The sequence below is a fragment of the Pseudomonas sp. BP6 genome (assembly GCF_017875935.1).
Lineage (GTDB): Bacteria > Pseudomonadota > Gammaproteobacteria > Pseudomonadales > Pseudomonadaceae > Aquipseudomonas > Aquipseudomonas putida_Y.
This window is the reverse complement of sequence record NZ_JAGINI010000001.1, coordinates 2,106,188-2,121,474: the sequence shown is the minus strand read 5'-3', so window position 1 is coordinate 2,121,474 and position 15,287 is coordinate 2,106,188. Positions and strand designations below refer to the sequence as shown.

11 protein-coding genes and 1 pseudogene are annotated in these 15,287 nt (G+C 60.1%); 6 read left to right on the top strand and 6 right to left on the bottom strand.

Going from position 1 to position 15,287, the window contains the following annotated elements; translation table 11 throughout:
* Nucleotides 1-13 precede the first annotated feature (13 nt).
* Nucleotides 14-3,286, top strand: a complete 3,273-nt coding sequence (locus J3A98_RS09665) for a transporter substrate-binding domain-containing protein (protein ID WP_209965621.1) — start codon at nucleotides 14-16, stop codon at nucleotides 3,284-3,286.
* On the opposite strand, the gene J3A98_RS09660 is transcribed toward J3A98_RS09665, so the two are convergent.
* Nucleotides 3,261-4,580: a PAS domain-containing methyl-accepting chemotaxis protein gene (locus J3A98_RS09660; protein ID WP_209965619.1), complete on the bottom strand. Its 1,320-nt coding sequence runs from the start codon at nucleotides 4,578-4,580 to the stop codon at nucleotides 3,261-3,263. The two genes, J3A98_RS09665 and J3A98_RS09660, sit on opposite strands and share 26 nt — an antisense overlap.
* A gap of 446 nt (nucleotides 4,581-5,026) precedes the next feature.
* Here J3A98_RS09660 and J3A98_RS09655 point away from each other — a divergent pair.
* Nucleotides 5,027-5,360, top strand: a pseudogene (locus J3A98_RS09655) (IS66 family transposase zinc-finger binding domain-containing protein); the annotation flags it as partial.
* A gap of 149 nt (nucleotides 5,361-5,509) precedes the next feature.
* Here the strand turns inward: J3A98_RS09655 and J3A98_RS09645 are convergent.
* The gene (locus J3A98_RS09645) at nucleotides 5,510-6,199 is read right to left on the bottom strand and encodes a YafY family protein (protein WP_209965614.1); all 690 of its coding nucleotides are present in this window, start codon (nucleotides 6,197-6,199) and stop codon (nucleotides 5,510-5,512) included.
* A gap of 69 nt (nucleotides 6,200-6,268) precedes the next feature.
* Between J3A98_RS09645 and J3A98_RS09640 the strand changes: the two genes are divergently transcribed.
* A complete protein-coding gene (locus J3A98_RS09640; protein WP_209965612.1) occupies nucleotides 6,269-6,634 on the top strand; it encodes a VOC family protein in 366 nt (121 codons plus the stop codon).
* Between the two features lie 297 nt (nucleotides 6,635-6,931).
* Here J3A98_RS09640 and J3A98_RS09635 read toward each other — a convergent pair whose 3' ends face one another.
* Complete coding sequence (locus J3A98_RS09635) at nucleotides 6,932-7,951, bottom strand: LacI family DNA-binding transcriptional regulator (protein WP_209965610.1); 1,020 nt, start codon at nucleotides 7,949-7,951, stop codon at nucleotides 6,932-6,934.
* A gap of 206 nt (nucleotides 7,952-8,157) precedes the next feature.
* Here J3A98_RS09635 and J3A98_RS09630 point away from each other — a divergent pair, with 206 nt between their 5' ends.
* The 3 genes from J3A98_RS09630 (at nucleotide 8,158) to J3A98_RS09620 (ending at nucleotide 10,550) form a co-directional block, all read left to right on the top strand.
* Entirely contained in the window at nucleotides 8,158-8,697 is a 540-nt protein-coding gene (locus J3A98_RS09630) for a gluconokinase (RefSeq protein ID WP_209965607.1), read from the top strand.
* A 111-nt stretch (nucleotides 8,698-8,808) separates the two neighbouring features.
* The gene (locus J3A98_RS09625) at nucleotides 8,809-10,161 is read left to right on the top strand and encodes a GntP family permease (RefSeq protein ID WP_176683416.1); all 1,353 of its coding nucleotides are present in this window, start codon (nucleotides 8,809-8,811) and stop codon (nucleotides 10,159-10,161) included.
* 86 nt (nucleotides 10,162-10,247) lie between these two features.
* A complete protein-coding gene (locus tag J3A98_RS09620; RefSeq protein WP_209965605.1) occupies nucleotides 10,248-10,550 on the top strand; it encodes a hypothetical protein in 303 nt (100 codons plus the stop codon).
* Between the two features lie 14 nt (nucleotides 10,551-10,564).
* On the opposite strand, the gene J3A98_RS09615 is transcribed toward J3A98_RS09620, so the two are convergent.
* The 3 genes from J3A98_RS09615 to J3A98_RS09605 all read right to left on the bottom strand — a co-directional run bounded on the left by J3A98_RS09615 (nucleotide 10,565) and on the right by J3A98_RS09605 (nucleotide 15,212).
* On the bottom strand, nucleotides 10,565-11,992 hold the full coding sequence (locus J3A98_RS09615; protein WP_176683414.1) for a sigma-54 dependent transcriptional regulator: 1,428 nt from the start codon (nucleotides 11,990-11,992) through the stop codon (nucleotides 10,565-10,567).
* The gene (locus tag J3A98_RS09610; protein ID WP_209965602.1) at nucleotides 11,961-13,454 is read right to left on the bottom strand and encodes a HAMP domain-containing sensor histidine kinase; all 1,494 of its coding nucleotides are present in this window, start codon (nucleotides 13,452-13,454) and stop codon (nucleotides 11,961-11,963) included. The genes J3A98_RS09615 and J3A98_RS09610 overlap by 32 nt, the downstream gene beginning before the upstream one ends.
* A gap of 306 nt (nucleotides 13,455-13,760) precedes the next feature.
* Nucleotides 13,761-15,212, bottom strand: a complete 1,452-nt coding sequence (locus J3A98_RS09605; protein ID WP_176683412.1) for a HAMP domain-containing sensor histidine kinase — start codon at nucleotides 15,210-15,212, stop codon at nucleotides 13,761-13,763.
* Nucleotides 15,213-15,287: the final 75 nt, after the last annotated feature.

Here is a 15,287-nt window from a genome sequence, read left to right as displayed (position 1 = left end):
GCGCTCGGCTGCCATGAAACAGTTGCTGGCGAGCGTCCTTCTGGCTATTGCTCTGGCCAAGTCCCCGGTGCTGCAGGCCAGCAGCGAGCCACGCCATCTGCTGGCGCGCTCAATCAGCGCCTCTGCCCCGCTGACGTTGTCCAGCGATGATCGCCACTGGCTGAAACAACGCCAACACCTGGTACTGGGCAGTGCGCGCCCCGACTACCCCCCGTTTGAAATCAATGTGAGTCAGCATGACTATGAGGGGTTAAGCGCAGACTACGCCGGCATCATCGGCGAACAGCTTGACATACCTATTGAAGTTCGCCGCTTTAACAGCCGTCACGAGGCCATCACTGCCTTGCGTGATGGCCGTATTGACCTGCTGGGTAGCTCCAACGCCTTCGAAGCGGCGGACGCCCAGCTTAGCCTCAGCACCCCTTATGCCGACGACCTGCCCGTAATCGTCACCCGTGAGGGGCACAGCTTGAAAAGTACGCCCGACCTCGCCGGCCTGCGCCTGGCGATGGTCGATCACTACCTGCCGGCCGTCAGCGTTCGTACCCAGTACCCCAAGGCGCAACTGAGCCTGTACCGCTCGACCCTGGCCGGGCTCGCTGCCGTGGTGCTGGGCGAGGCAGACGCCTATCTGGGCGATGCCATCAGCACCGACTACATGATCGGCAAAAGTTTTCAGGGCACGTTGAAAATCGACCATTTTTCCCAACTGGCCCCAGAGGCTTTTGCCTTCGCCATCGCCAGCGACAACCCGCGCTTGCATCGGCTGGTGGACAAGGCGCTGTCACGCATAAGCGAAAGTGAACGTCTGAACATTCTGCGCCGTTGGAGCAGTGGTAATACCAGCCTGCTGCTGCAGCGCCACCTCACTGCCTTGAGCGAAGAAGAAGAATCCTGGATCACCGACCACCCCACTATCAGTGTACTGGTCAATACCTCGCTGGCACCTCTGACGTTCAACGATGCTCAACACCGCCCTAGCGGTATCACCCTGGACCTGCTCAAGCAGATCTCATTGCGCACGGGGCTGCAGTTCAAACCCGTCGAGAGTGCTTCATCGCAGGTCATGATCGACCGCCTGTTACACGGCGAGGCACAGATGATCGGAGCGCTGGGCTATGGCGCCGACCGTTTGAAGCAACTGCGCTACACCCGCCCCTACCTGGTCAGCCCGCGCGTGCTTGTCACCCGCAACGAAGGCGAATCATCTGCACAGGCCAAGGCCCTGGATGGCAAGCGCATCGCCCTGGTGCGCGGCTCACCGCAGCAGGCCGTTTTGCAACAGCGATACCCGCAGGCCGAGATAGTCGAAGTTGACAACCCACTCGGTCAGATGGAGGCCGTGGCCAACGGTGTTGCAGACGTAGCCCTGAGCAGCCATATCAATGCTACCTATTACATCAGCCATGTATTCAAGGAACGTTTGCGCATCGCCGGCGTGCTCGACGACGCCCCGGCCATTGCCGCCTTTGCCGTAGCCGCCGACCAGCCCCAGTTGCAGGCCATTCTCGACAAGGCGCTGCTAAGCATTCCACCTGAAGAACTCGACCAGCTGATCAACCGCTGGCGTACCAGCACACTGGTGAGCGACAGCCCATGGCGCGACTACCGCACCCTGGCCTTGCAGGTACTGGTGCTGTCGGCCCTGCTGCTGGCCGGGGTGGTGTTCTGGAACAGCTACCTACGCAAGCTGATCAACCAGCGAACCGAGGCACAGCACGCGCTGCAGGCACAGCTTGCGCTCAGTCGCGGGCTGCTGGAGCAGTTACGCCAGGCCAAGGACGATGCCGAACAGGCCAGCCAGACCAAAAGCACCTTCCTGGCCACCATGAGCCATGAGATCCGGACCCCGATGAATGCCGTGATCGGTCTGCTGGAACTGGCCCTGGAAGATAGCCGCAGCGGCCGCAGCGACGCCCAGACCCTACAGACCGCCCATGATTCAGCCATTGGCCTGCTTGAGCTGATTGGCGATATTCTCGACATTTCCCGCATCGAGTCCGGGCACATCAGCCTACAGCCTGTGCCTACCAACTTGGTCGAACTGGTGCGCGCCACGCTGCGGGTGTTCGAAGGCAATGCCCGGGCCAAAGGGTTGCATCTGCACGGCGAGCTGCCTGCGGAGCCGGTATGGGTGCTGGCCGATCCACTGCGACTCAAGCAAATTCTGTCCAACCTGATCAGCAACGCCATCAAGTTCACCGACCGTGGTGAAGTGCAGGCATGCCTGCTGCTGCCCAAAGTTGCCGGCCAGGGCGTTCTGGCTATCGAGCTGAATGTGCGCGACACCGGCATCGGCATCAGCCCCGCCGACCAGGCGAGGCTGTTCAGTGCCTTCGTTCAGGCCGATGGCCCAAGGGCACGTCAGGGCGCAGGCCTGGGGTTGGTCATCAGCCGCACCCTGGCCGAACTGATGGGCGGCTCCTTGACCCTTCAGAGCGTCGAGGGCGTTGGCACCCGGGTACAAGTCAACCTGCAGTTGCCCGTCTGCGCAGCACCGACACAAGCGGAAGAGCAACTCACGACACATGAAACCAGCAGCGGCCCGCTCAATATCCTGGTGGTCGACGACTACCCGGCCAACCTGTTATTGCTGGAAAGGCAACTGCAAACCCTGGGGCACCATGTGACACTGGCGGAGAATGGCGAAATCGCCCTTGCGCGCTGGCAGGACGCGCACTTCGACCTGGTGATCACCGATTGCAGCATGCCGGTCATGGACGGACATGAGCTCACCCGGCGCATTCGCAGCCTGGAGTGCGAGGGCGGCCTGCCGGCAGGCCGTATTCTTGGGGTGACCGCCAACGCCCAGGCCGAGGAGCGTACTCGCTGCCTGGCCAGTGGTATGGACGAATGCCTGTTCAAGCCGATTGGCCTGCGCACGCTCAAGGCCCATCTGCCACAGGTACGCCCTCAGCAGCCGTCACCGGGCCCCTGCCATAGTGGGTTCGACCTGGCCGAATTGCGCCACCTGACCCAAGACGACGAACAGTTGACGCGGCATTTGCTGGAGCAATTGTCGATCAGCGTCGGTGAAGACCTGGCCGCCCTGCGCGCCTTGGCAACAGACGCCCCTGATGACGCAGTGCGTGCCTTGGCCCACCGCATCAAGGGTGGCGCCAAAATGATCAGGGTGCGCACCGTGGTCAAAGACTGTGAAGCTATCGAACACGCCCACGCGAAAGGACTGCCGACCGCCGAACAACGCGCGCAATTGCAAGTCAGCCTGCAGGCACTGCTTGACGAGATGCGCGAGGCGCTCAATGCAATTGCAGCGTCGAGCTGATCTGGCTGATGGCATCCACGACGTGCCGTGAGCCTTGCTGGATTTCCATGATCACCGTGCCCGCCTCATTGGCCAGCGCCACGCCGTGACCGGTGCGGTTGAGGCTCGATTGCATACTGGCCACTGCCAATAGCGACAGGTCGTGGTTCTGCCGCACCACATCGACAATTTCCAAGGTGGCCTTGCTGGTTCGCGCGGCAAGGTTGCGCACCTCATCGGCCACCACGGCAAAGCCGCGCCCGTGCTCGCCGGCACGCGCTGCCTCGATAGCTGCATTAAGGGCCAACAGGTTGGTCTGGTCGGCGATGCCACGGATGGTCAGCACAATCTGCCCGATCACATCCGACTGCTTGTTTACCGCATCGATGCTGCGCGCTGCGTCGTTAAGCTCCTGGGAAATCTGCTCGATTACCTGTACTGCCTGCTGCACCACTTCGGTACCCTTGCGCGCGCAGGCATCGGTCTGCACCGAACTGGCATGGGCAGCATGGGCGGCGCTTTGCTGGGTGCAGACCTGCTGGGTGATGTCGCTGGCAAACTTGACCACTTTGCACAGGCGGCCCTTGCTGTCGAAGATCGGGTTGTAGGAGGCCTCCAGGAAAACGGTCTGGCCTTGCTTGTTGACGCGTTCGAAGCGGTGTGAATGGTACTCGCCACGGTTCAGAGAAGCCCAGAACTCGCGGTACTGGGCCGATTCGCGTTCATGCGCCAGGCAGAACAGCCCGTGGTGGCGGCCAACCACTTCATCGAGGCGGTAGCCCATGGTGTCGAGAAAATTCTGGTTGGCCTTGATCACCCGGCCTTGCGGGGTGAACTCGATCACCGCCATGGAGCGGCTGATGGCCTTGAGCAGGCTTTCGCTCTCGTGCTCCAGCATTACCCGCTGGGTGATGTCCGATGCCACCTTGATTACGCTGGTGACTTGCCGGTGCTCGTCCAGCACAGGCATGTAGCTGGCTTCCAGCCAGACCTCGCGCCCTGCCTTGTCGATGCGCTCGAACGTACCACTGATTGCCTTGCCCTGCCCCAACTCGCGCCACAGTTGCTGGTACTCGGCGCTTTTTGCATAGTCCGGCTCACAGAACAGCCGGTGGTGCTTGCCACGCAGCTCGTCGGCGCTGTAGCCCATGGCCTGGCAGAAACGCTCGTTAGCGTCGAGGATAGTACCGTCGGGGGCGAACTCGATCATCGCCATGGCACGGCTGATAGCAGCCAGTTTGCTTTGCGCATCGGCCAACGCCTGGCGGCTGCGCTGGATTTCTGCCAAATCAGACTTGCGATGGAAATCGAACATGACACGGGGCTCCCTATGCGCGGTTTTCTGAGCATAGATCGCCGTTTGCAAGTCGTGGCATTTGTGGCGCCTGATAGATCCAGCGCCGTTCGCGCGGCGCATCGCGAACAAGCTCGCTCTTACACCTACAGCGCCTGTCTTTAGGCAGGCCGGTTTCCTTGCGATCACTTGCAAGGCGAAAAATCCGCAGCGCCCGGGGAGCTCACCTTCCGGACTCCAGCATTAAGGGCGATGGTGTCTGCGTCTTTTTAAGCGGACGCGATCACCCTTGAGGCGTCAGTGATCATCGAGTTACCCATGGCCGAGCAAATGATCACGGTGAAATGGCCAGCCTCAGATCCCGAAGGCTGCTCGGTGCAGGCGGTGTGATCAGCATGCTGTAAACGCCGGCCATTTGGCCGCTCTACATGTCGTCGTCCAGTACCTGCTCTGGAACAATCGGCGGCATGACTTCCTTGCCCAACCTCGACCAGATGACCCCGGAACAGCTTCGTGCCTAGGTAGCACAGGCGTTGCAGTTGCAGTCTCAGGTCGAGGCGATGAGCAAGAAGATTCAGGCAGTTGCCGCGTAACCTAATTCGTCACGACCCTGAAAACACCCTGTGCGCCTGTGGCTACCGACTTCAACGCATTGGTGAAGACGTCAGCAAGAAGCTGGACTACACGCCGGGCGTATTTACCGTCGAGCAACATAAGCGTGGTAAGTAGGCCCGCCGTCAGTGCGAAACCCTAATTCATTCGCCAGTGCCAACGCAGGTCATCGACAAAGGTATCCCGACCTAGAAACTTGCGATGGGCATGATCCGTATGCCTATCTCAAAGATGTGCTGACGCGGCTGCCGACGCAGCGGGCCAGTATGATCGGGCAACTGCTGCCTCACCAGTGGAGGCTGGCCTGATTCATCTATGCCTGCCCCATTGAAATTAGTTCATGGAACTACATCCAAACGCGAGCCTCGCCACTTGGCCAGCAGCCACCCTCCTTGGTTTTTGAAGTCAGCATCGAGGAGTACTAGGGATTGAATTCGATTTAATAGGAAGTGCCTGAAGTCCCTGCGAGATTCACACCATGCAGCTAGGATTTCCATATCTTCAAAATATCCAATTCCCAGCGGCCAAACGGTACGCTCCGTCTCTACGGATTTTTCACTCACATAGACTAAGCGAATTTTCGTCTCCAGCCGTATGGCATCGCGTAAGCACTTGGCGTCAAATCCATATGCACCACGAGATTGAGAGGATGCAGCGAATAATGGCGTCTTGAACAATCTACCAGCAACAGCTGATGGTAGTACCGCTTCTGCCTTTGACAATACGTCGAGCGCTGCTTGAGCCAACGACGCGTCAGGTTGCTGTGCTACCCAACGCATGCCAAGCATCAGTGCATCAAGCTCTTGCTCATTGAACATAAGAGGTGGGAGAACGAATCCTGGACGGAGTATGTAGCCGATACCAGCCTCACCCCGAATGTCGGCGCCTTGAGCCTGCAATGTAGCAATATCGCGATACACAGTGCGCAGACTTACTGACATCTCCTCCGCAAGCCTCTGTCCAGTCACTGGATGACGGCGCGCGCGCAGAATTTGTACGAGAGAAAGAAGTCGTTGAGTACGGGTCATGCGTCAATGCTGACATTTTTTGTCAGCAGAGTCGAATAGCATCTGAGCCTCAATGTTCGAGGATATTTCATGGCAAGCCCAAACCTATTCCTGTTGTACGTAAAAGACCCTCAGAAAAGCTGTGACTTTTATGAAAAGTTGCTTGAACGGAAGCCGCAGTCGGCATTCCCCAGTTATGTTTCGTTCTTGCTTGATAATGGTACGGCCTTGGGCCTCTGGTCGACCAATGCCAAGGATTACAAAAGCGGAGGTAGCGGTCATCGTACCGAGGTTGCCTTTCTGGTTGAGACGGAAACGCAGGTAGAAGATCTTCATCAAAAATGGACGGCTGAAGGCGTCCACATTGAGCAGGCGCTTCACCACGCAGTGTTTGGTCTGACATTCGTGGCACTCGATCCGGATGGCCATCGACTACGAGTGTGCATGCCTGATTGACTTGATTCTTGGCATGGATTCGAAAAATGTCCATGCCTCGCATTCCTTCAGTCATGCCAAAGCACGCGAAACTGACTCACGTGTACGCTATGCGTCAGGTTCCGCTCTGCTGAGTGTTCGCCGGACGCTTACCAAAATCCATCCGTTAGCGCCCCCGTAGGAGCGGGTTCACCCGCGAACACCGGCACAGCCGGTGCCATGCCCCGCGTCGCCGGCTTCGCGGGTAAACCCGCTCCACATCTGTTTTGGGCCAATCATTCCTGTGGAAGTCGCGCGAGAAGGCCTTGGCGGGCACTCTCAGGTGCTCTCGCGCACCATCAACTCAAAGCCCAGATCCTGCTGCGCATTCGTCACCCGCTTGCCATCCAGCAACGCCAGCAGCGCTTGCGCTGCGCCCCGACCCACCGCAGCCCGTGGTGTACGAATCGAGGTCAGGCGCGGCACCATGTGCGCCGAGGCCGGCAAATCGTTGAAACCGACCATCGCCACCTGACGTGGCACCTCCACCCCTTGACGCAAGGCCTGCAGCACCGCGCCCTGGGCCAGGTCGTCGTTACAGAAGAAGATGCCGTCGACATCCGGCGCCTGCTGCATCAGCTGGCTGAACAGCGCGCTGCCCAGGGCAATCGACGATGGCTCCGGCGCCAACACTTCCAGCTCGGCGGCCTGCAAACCGGCCTCTGCCAGCGCCTGACGGAAACCCTCGGCACGCTGCATCACCCTAGGGTCCAGCTGCGCAGCAATGAATGCCAGACGCTTGCGCCCGCGTTCGATCAGGTGCCGTGCAGCAGCACGTCCGGCCTGATGCTGCGAGAAACCGACCGACAAAGCCCCTGTCTCGCCGTTGAGCTCCATCATGTGCACACACGGCACACCGCTGGCAGCCAGCATCTGCCTGGCAGCATCGCTACGCTCGAAACCGGTCAACAAAATGCCACAAGGCTGATAGGCCAGGTAATTGCGGATCAGGTTCTCTTCTTCGGCAAGGTCGTAGTGATAGTTGCCGATCAGCACCTCGAGCCCACGCGGACGCATGACCTCGTGAATGGCCTCAAGGGTGTCGATGAACAGTTGGTTGGACAACGACGGGATCAATACCACCACCGACTGGCTGCGTGCCGAGGCCAACGCCCGGGCGGCCGGGTTGGCCACATAGCCGAGGCTCGCCGCCGCGGCGATGACCTTTTCCACCAGGGCGGGCGCAACCGTGCTGACCCCACGCAAAGCGCGCGAAGCGGTAATTGGGGAAACCCCGGAAAGCCTGGCAACTTCAGCCAGGGTGGGACGACCTGTAGTACGGGAGCCGATGCGGGACATGAATGTTGTAATTTTACTACTTGCAAGGATAGGGAACGGCCACTAAGGTAGCGCTGTCTCAGGATGCAGGCAATGTAATCTTTGGTAGCAGCCACCACGCGCTTGCCACCAGGCGTCCATACTGCGTAAGGACAAGACCAATAACACCGGGGAGGTGGCTGTTCGTCAACGGCGAGACAGCGCTATCTCACCCGCAGGAGGTACTGATGAATTCTCCCCTGTCCGCCATTGTGGTGATGGGCGTGGCCGGTTGTGGCAAAAGCTGCATCGGCGCCGCCATCGCTGCCAGAAGCGGCGGCCGCCTGATCGAAGGCGACGCTTTCCACCCTGCCGAAAACATCCGCAAGATGAGCGCTGGCATCCCGCTGGACGACAGCGACCGAGCCGGCTGGCTGGTCCGCCTTGGTGAAGAGTTGCAAACCACCACCCAGGCCGGGGAACGCCCGATCCTGACCTGCTCGGCACTCAAGCGCAGCTACCGCGATACCCTGCGCGATGCCATGCCCGGGCTGGTGTTCGTGTTCCTCGAACTGTCGCCTGCCGAGGCTGAAAAACGCGTGCTGGCTCGCCCAGGGCACTTCATGCCGGCCAGCCTCATCGACAGCCAGTTCGCTGCCCTGGAATCGCCACGCGGCGAACCACTGACACTTGCACTGGACGCCACCCAACCGATCGAAGCACTGGCCGAAGCGGTGGACCGCTGGCTAAAGCGCTGCGGTGAGTCGGGCCTGGCGCAAACCGCCTGACCTCGGCGGTTTTTCCGTCTCACCAAAGACAGCGCTACCCCGACCCGTAAAGCGGGCAAAGACTCCATAAAGCTACGCCCAAAACAACGATAAGACCGAGGCCTTCAAACCATGTTCGGACTGGCTACTGATACCTTCCTGCTACTCGACGCGCTGGTTACCATCGTCGGGCTGATCCTGCTGATCACCCACTTCAAGGTTCACCCCTTCGTCGCCCTCACCCTCGCGGCCGGCTTCCTGGGCCTGACCTCCGGCATGCCGGTGGCCAAGGTCATGAAATCGTTCCAGGACGGTTTTGGCGGCGTATTGGGCTTCGTCGGGATCGTGCTCGCCCTCGGCACCATGCTCGGCAAGCTGATGGCCGACTCCGGCGGTGCCGACCAGATCGCGCAAACCCTCATCCGCGCCTTCGGCAAGAAGAACGTGCATTGGGCGATGATGTTCGCCGCCTTCCTGGTGGGCATCCCGCTGTTCTTCGAAATCGGCTTTGTGCTGCTGATTCCACTGGTGTTCATCGTCGCCCGGCGCTCTGGCGTCTCGCTGGTGAAAATCGGCATTCCGCTGCTGGCCGGCCTGTCGGTGGTGCACGGCCTGGTGCCACCACACCCGGGCCCCTTGCTGGCAATCGGCATTTTCCACGCTGACATTGGCAAAACCATCTTCTACGGCCTGCTCGTTGCACTGCCCACCGCGATCATCGCCGGTCCTCTGTTCGGTAACTTCATTTCCCGCTACATCCCGGGCAACCCGTCCCAGGAACTGATGGACCAGATCGCCAAGGATTCCGACCAGGGCAACCTGCCAAGCTTCAGCATCACACTGATCACCGTGCTGCTGCCGGTCGCGTTGATGCTGCTGAAAACGTTCGCCGACGTGGTGCTGCCTGCCGAGCACATCGTGCGCCAGTGGATGGACCTGATCGGCCACCCGATCACCGCCCTGCTCGCCGCCCTGCTGCTGGCCTTCTACACCTTCGGCTCGGCCCGCGGCTTCAATCGCCAACAGATCATGAAGATGCTCGACCAGAGCCTGGCACCGACTGCCGCCATCGTGCTGATCGTCGGCGCTGGCGGTGGCTTCAAGCAAATGCTGGTGGACACCGGTGTGGGTAGCGTGATTGGGCAAATGGCCGTGCAGGCGGAAATTTCGCCGATCATGCTGGCTTGGCTGGTGGCGGCGGTGATCCGCATCGCAACCGGCTCCGCCACGGTCGCCACCATTACCGGCGCGGGCATCGTGGCCCCGGTGATCGACCTGGTGCCGGGGGTGAACCGTGAACTGTTGGTACTGGCCACTGGTGCCGGCTCGCTGATCCTGTCCCATGTGAACGACGCCGGCTTCTGGCTGGTGAAGCAGTACTTCAACATGACCGTTGCAGAAACCTTCAAGACCTGGAGCATGATGGAGACGATCCTGTCCATCGTCGGCATCATTTTCATCATGTTGCTGTCACTGGTGGTGTGACCGTTGATCGGGGTAATGGCACCTTCACGTTTCGGGTAAGGCCAAAGGGATGTATGAGCCCTACCCGTATAGCAAAGGAGCCTGCCATGCCCCGCTCAATCATCCTGTCGATTGCCCTGCTCGCCTCGCCGCTGGCTTTTGCTATCGGCACAGGCCCGACCTACCCCGACGACCCGCACAATACAGCGCCACAGCCAGGCGTGGACAGCACCCTCAACCCGATCGAGAAGCCCTTGCCGCGGGATACCGACCCGCGCATACAGGGCAACGAACCACAAAGCCCGCCAGCCATGCAGAATGACAACCGCAATCTGCCGGGGATGGATGGCAGCAGGTCGGAAGGTACCGGACGGCAAGGAGAAGGCAGCACGGGCACAGGCAACCCCTGACGACCCTGCCTGTACTACCACTGACGTTTGTCAGGCCGGGTCAGTCCCAGCTTCTCGATCCGGTAACGCAGCATATCCCGCGACAACCCAAGCATCCGTGCCGACTTGGTCACGTTCCAGTCGGTACGGTCCAGGGTCTTGCAGACAAGGTCACGCTCCATGTCAGGCAGACTTGTACCCGGCTCTGGCTCGTGCCGCGGCATTTCGAACATGGCCGCCATCGGCTGTTGCGCCAACGGCTCGTCAACCAAGGTCATGCACAGGTTCAACTGATGCGCCTGCACGACCTCGTTCGGCGCCAGCAACACGGTCTGCTCCAGCATGTTGCGCAATTCTCGTACATTGCCAGGCCAGCTATAACCGAGCATCAGGCTTTCGGCCTCGGCCGAAAAGCGCAGGTTCGGCTTGCCATAACGGCGGCTATGGTGGGCAAGGAAATGCCGCGCCAATAGCAGTATGTCCTGCCCACGGGAATACAGGCGCGGCACCTTCAGGGCGATAATGCGCAGGCGGAAGAACAGGTCACGGCGGAATTTGCCCTGCTGCACCATTTGTTCCAGGTTACAGTTGGTGGCGCTGATCACCCGCAGATCGACCTTGCGTTCCTTCACAGCACCAATCCGGCGGATGCTGCGGTCTTCCAGCAACTTGAGCAACTTGGCCTGTAGCACCAGGTCCATTTCGCCGATCTCGTCAAGGAACAAGGTGCCGCCATCGGCAGCCTCCACCAGCCCCACCCGGCGCTCCTTGGCATCGGTGAAAGCGCCCTTCTCATGACCAAACAGTTCGGCCTCAAGCAGGTTGGCAGGGATCGAAGCGCAATTGAACTCGATGAACGGCCCTTTGCTGCGCGAACCATCAAAATGCAGGGCACGGGCCACCAGCTCCTTGCCAGTACCGGTCTCGCCTTCGATCAGCACCGGTGGCAGGTCGTCACTGGCCATGCGCCGCTCGGCATCGAGCACCTGGCGCAGGGTGTGCTTGAGGGTGAGCATCACCGGCGACTCGCCGATCAATGCCTGCAACCCGGACTTCTGCGCCTCGCGCTCCTGGTAGAACGACAGCGTGCGCTCCATACGCTCGGTTGCCAGGGCCTTGTCCAGGGTCAGCTTGAGCTCGGCCAGTACCACCGGTTTGGTCAGGTAATGAAAGGCGCCCTCCTTCATCGCCTGCACGGCATCTTCGACATTGCCGTAGCCGGTCATCATGATCACCTTCAGGTCCGGTGCCTGGGCCACCAGGGTACGCAGCAGGTCATGCCCGCTCATGCCTGGCAGCGAGTTGTCGGTCAGCACCGCGTCAGGTTGCGCCCGCTTGATCTGCTCCAGCGCCAGTTCCGCGCTGTGGCACACGATGACATCGTAGCCCTTGAGGCTGAGGTAAGTGCGAATGTTGTCGGCAAGGATTTCATCATCCTCGACGACCAGGATGCTGTGCTCCATGTTCCCCTCCCGCTGCAATATTGAATGTAAGGCTGACGCGGGTTCCTTCCTCTTCGCGGCTGCTCAGGCTGACCGAGCCGCCAAAACGTTCCATGATGCGCTTGACCAGGGCCAGCCCCACGCCAAGGCCACCCTGTTTGGTCGTGAAGAACGGCTTGAACACCATCCGTTCCTGCTGTTGGCTCATGCCTTTGCCCGTGTCGGTCAGCACGAACTCGGCGCGCAGGCCTTCTTGCACATTGACCTGGGCATTGAGCATCCCGCCAGCGGGCATGGCCTCCAAGGCATTGGAAAACAGGCTGTTGAGAATCTGCGTGAGCTGCAGCGGCTGGCTGACCACCCACTGCACGTCAGGCCCTTCGAAATGGAAGCGCACGCCGTTGCGTTCGATCTGCTGGGCGAAGGCCAGGTGGGTGTCTTCGATGGCCGCCACCAGGTCCACGGCCTCGGGTTCTTCACTGGACGGACGCAACGACACCAGCAGGTCGCGCACCCAACGCGACATGCGGTCGACCTGGCTGATGATGTCAGTGATGTTCTTCTGCGCAGCAGGGTTGGCGGTTTCCTGGGCAAGTTCGGCGCTGGAGAGGATATTGGCCAGCGGGTTGCGCATGCTGTGAGCCACTGCCGAAGACATCTCACCCAGCGCCACATAGGTTTCGCTTGCCACCAGCCGCTCCTGCTGCAGGTGCAGCATGTGCGCCGCACGGCGCACGATCCAGAACAGCCCGAAGTAAATTAACGCGCCACCTACCAGGGTCGAGGCCCAGATCAGCAAATAGCCGCGCTGGATGCGCCGGATCAGATCCTGCGGTTCCTTGTAGATTTCCACCATGGCCAGTACCTGCTCACCCTGGCTATCGAACAGCGGGATGTAGTTCTCGATAAACAGGTAGCGTGGTTCGCGCTGGAACTTCTGCTCTTCGCGATCATCCGCAACCTTGTGATAGCTGGCCGACACCGCCTTGCGCGAGCGGAAGGCGCGCTCAAGATCACCATCAACTTCTATCCGCTTGCCAATCAGCTCTGCGTTGGTGGACCAGACAATGGTGCGGTCGCGGGCATAAACGTTGGCCAGCAAGGTGTCCGGCAGGTGCTCGACATGATCGAGGAACTCGACCCGGGTCGACTCGGCCAAGGCCGGGGTGAACTGCCGGTACTGCAGGTCCAGTCGCGGGTCCAGCAACTCGCCCATGGTGGTGCCAGGCGGTAATTGCGAATGACGCACTTCGGCCTGGGCCATTGCCTGAATGAACTGCGCGGTGAGCATGGCATCGCGCTCTACACTGTCGCGCACCACGAAGCGCGTCGAAACGTACCCCAGCCCACCTGCCACCGAGGTAATGATCAACAGGCTGATAACCGAGAACCAGCGCAGCAAGTTGAATTCACGCAAAGGTAAGACCCGTCCGCTGGCGGTCGCACTGACCTTGTCGGGCGCTTCGTTTTCCAGCATCTGCATCGCGTGGTTCCCGCGCTGGGCGTACGTTCAGAACTGCATCAAGGCCAATGGCAGTAGCCACTGGGTAGCAATCCACCCGGGCAGTCGCAGCTGCCATTTGTAGCGTATTGCGCTTCACACATTTCACTGCAAAAACTTAGCCAGCAGAATCTGAAAAATTAAAACTGTTATTTTTTAGTAGGTTACAAGCACTTATTAATCCCAATCAGAAGGATATCCCCCACAACTGGGGCATTTTCACCCACAAAAAGTTAATTTCTTTAATATCAATATCTTACAACACTTAAGTAATGTCGTTTGACGAGTTCAAGCCAGTCGAAAACTTAACGAGACCCTCGTGCCATGGCCCTCGCTGCTGCTGAGCCGAACCGCACCGCCGAAGCGTTCCATGATGCGTTTCACCAGCACCAGCCCCACCCCCAGCCCACCCTGTTTGGTGGTGAAGAATGGCCGGAAGGCCATGCGCTGCTGCGCGTCGTTCATGCCCTTGCCATTGTCGGACAGGCGCAAGGTCAGGCTGCGTCGGTTATGACGCACCACTTCGATACGCAACCGCCCGCCCTGCTCCATCGCCTCCAGGGCATTGGCGATCAGGCTACTGAATACCTGGCGCAGCAATACCGGGTGCCCCAACACCTGCACGCTCGGTAACGGTTGCAAGTCCAGGCTTACTCCACCGCGCGCCAGCGGCACAGCGTAGGTCTGCAGGCTTTCCTGCAACGCCTGCGGCAAGTCCACCGCCAATGCCTCGTCGTTCAGCGGGCGCAGTGACTGCAGCATCTGGCGGATCCACTGCGACATCCGGTCGACCTGGCTGATGATATCGTTGACCTGGCGTTGCGCCGGGCCTTCGTCGAACGCCTGTGCCAGTTCGGCACTTGAGCGGATACTGGCCAGCGGGTTGCGCAGGCTATGGGCCACCGCCGACGACACCTCACCCAGTGCCACGTAGGTTTCGCTGTTGATCAGCCGCTTCTGCTGCACCGCCAGCAGCCGGGCGGCGCGGTGCATGATGCCGTAAAGGCCGACATAGACCAGTGCAGCGCCGACGGTGATGGCCAACCAGATCAGGATCAGGCCATGCTCGATGCGTGCGATCAGGTCATGGGGTTCTTTATAGATCTCGACCATCGCTGTGACCTGCTCGCCATCGGCATCGAACAGCGGAATGTAGTTCTCGATCAATAGCTGCTTGGGCGGGGTGATGAACTTCTGCTCGGAGCGGGCATGTTCGAAACTGTGGTAGCTGGCCGAAACGCGCATCTTGTACTCGAAAGCCCGATTCAGGTCTTCATCGCCTTCGATCAACTGGCCGATCAGTGCCGGGTTGCTGGACCAGATCACAGTGCGGTCCAAGGCATAAATATTGGCCAGCAGCATATCGGGCAGGTGAGCGATATGGTCAAGAAACTCGCCGCGGGCCTTGCGCCGGGCATCCGGGTCGACGTCGGGCAAGTTATTGCGGTCGGTGCGCGGATCGAGCAGTTCGCCCATGGTACGCACATTGGGGATCGACACATGGCGCACTTCGGCATCGGCGATGGAGGTGATGAACTGTGCGGTGAGTAACGCGTCACGCTCGACGCTCTCGTCGATGATGAAGCGGCTGGAAATCAGCCCCAGCCCGGCAGCCACCGAGAGAATGATGGCTAGACTGACCCAGGCATACCAGCGCAGAAGGTTGAATGGCCTGCGCGGGGCGGCCAACTCGCTACCGGCAGGCACGTCAATAGTGTCGGAACGAGGGGCGACGTCCATAACGGACACCTCAGCTGGGCACCTTTAGAAGGTTATAGCCCAGACTTGGGGAAACCATAGTATTAAATTGATGGC

Excerpts from the sequence above, each read along its gene's own strand:
- J3A98_RS09665 (WP_209965621.1), top strand. The coding sequence starts at position 14 with ATGAAACAGTTGCTGGCGAGCGTCCTTCTGGCTATTGCTCTGGCCAAG.
- J3A98_RS09660 (WP_209965619.1), bottom strand. The coding sequence starts at position 4,580 with ATGTTCGATTTCCATCGCAAGTCTGATTTGGCAGAAATCCAGCGCAGC.
- J3A98_RS09645 (WP_209965614.1), bottom strand. The coding sequence starts at position 6,199 with ATGACCCGTACTCAACGACTTCTTTCTCTCGTACAAATTCTGCGCGCG.
- J3A98_RS09640 (WP_209965612.1), top strand. The coding sequence starts at position 6,269 with ATGGCAAGCCCAAACCTATTCCTGTTGTACGTAAAAGACCCTCAGAAA.
- J3A98_RS09635 (WP_209965610.1), bottom strand. The coding sequence starts at position 7,951 with ATGTCCCGCATCGGCTCCCGTACTACAGGTCGTCCCACCCTGGCTGAA.
- J3A98_RS09630 (WP_209965607.1), top strand. The coding sequence starts at position 8,158 with ATGAATTCTCCCCTGTCCGCCATTGTGGTGATGGGCGTGGCCGGTTGT.
- J3A98_RS09625 (WP_176683416.1), top strand. The coding sequence starts at position 8,809 with ATGTTCGGACTGGCTACTGATACCTTCCTGCTACTCGACGCGCTGGTT.
- J3A98_RS09620 (WP_209965605.1), top strand. The coding sequence starts at position 10,248 with ATGCCCCGCTCAATCATCCTGTCGATTGCCCTGCTCGCCTCGCCGCTG.
- J3A98_RS09615 (WP_176683414.1), bottom strand. The coding sequence starts at position 11,992 with ATGGAGCACAGCATCCTGGTCGTCGAGGATGATGAAATCCTTGCCGAC.
- J3A98_RS09610 (WP_209965602.1), bottom strand. The coding sequence starts at position 13,454 with ATGCAGATGCTGGAAAACGAAGCGCCCGACAAGGTCAGTGCGACCGCC.
- J3A98_RS09605 (WP_176683412.1), bottom strand. The coding sequence starts at position 15,212 with ATGGACGTCGCCCCTCGTTCCGACACTATTGACGTGCCTGCCGGTAGC.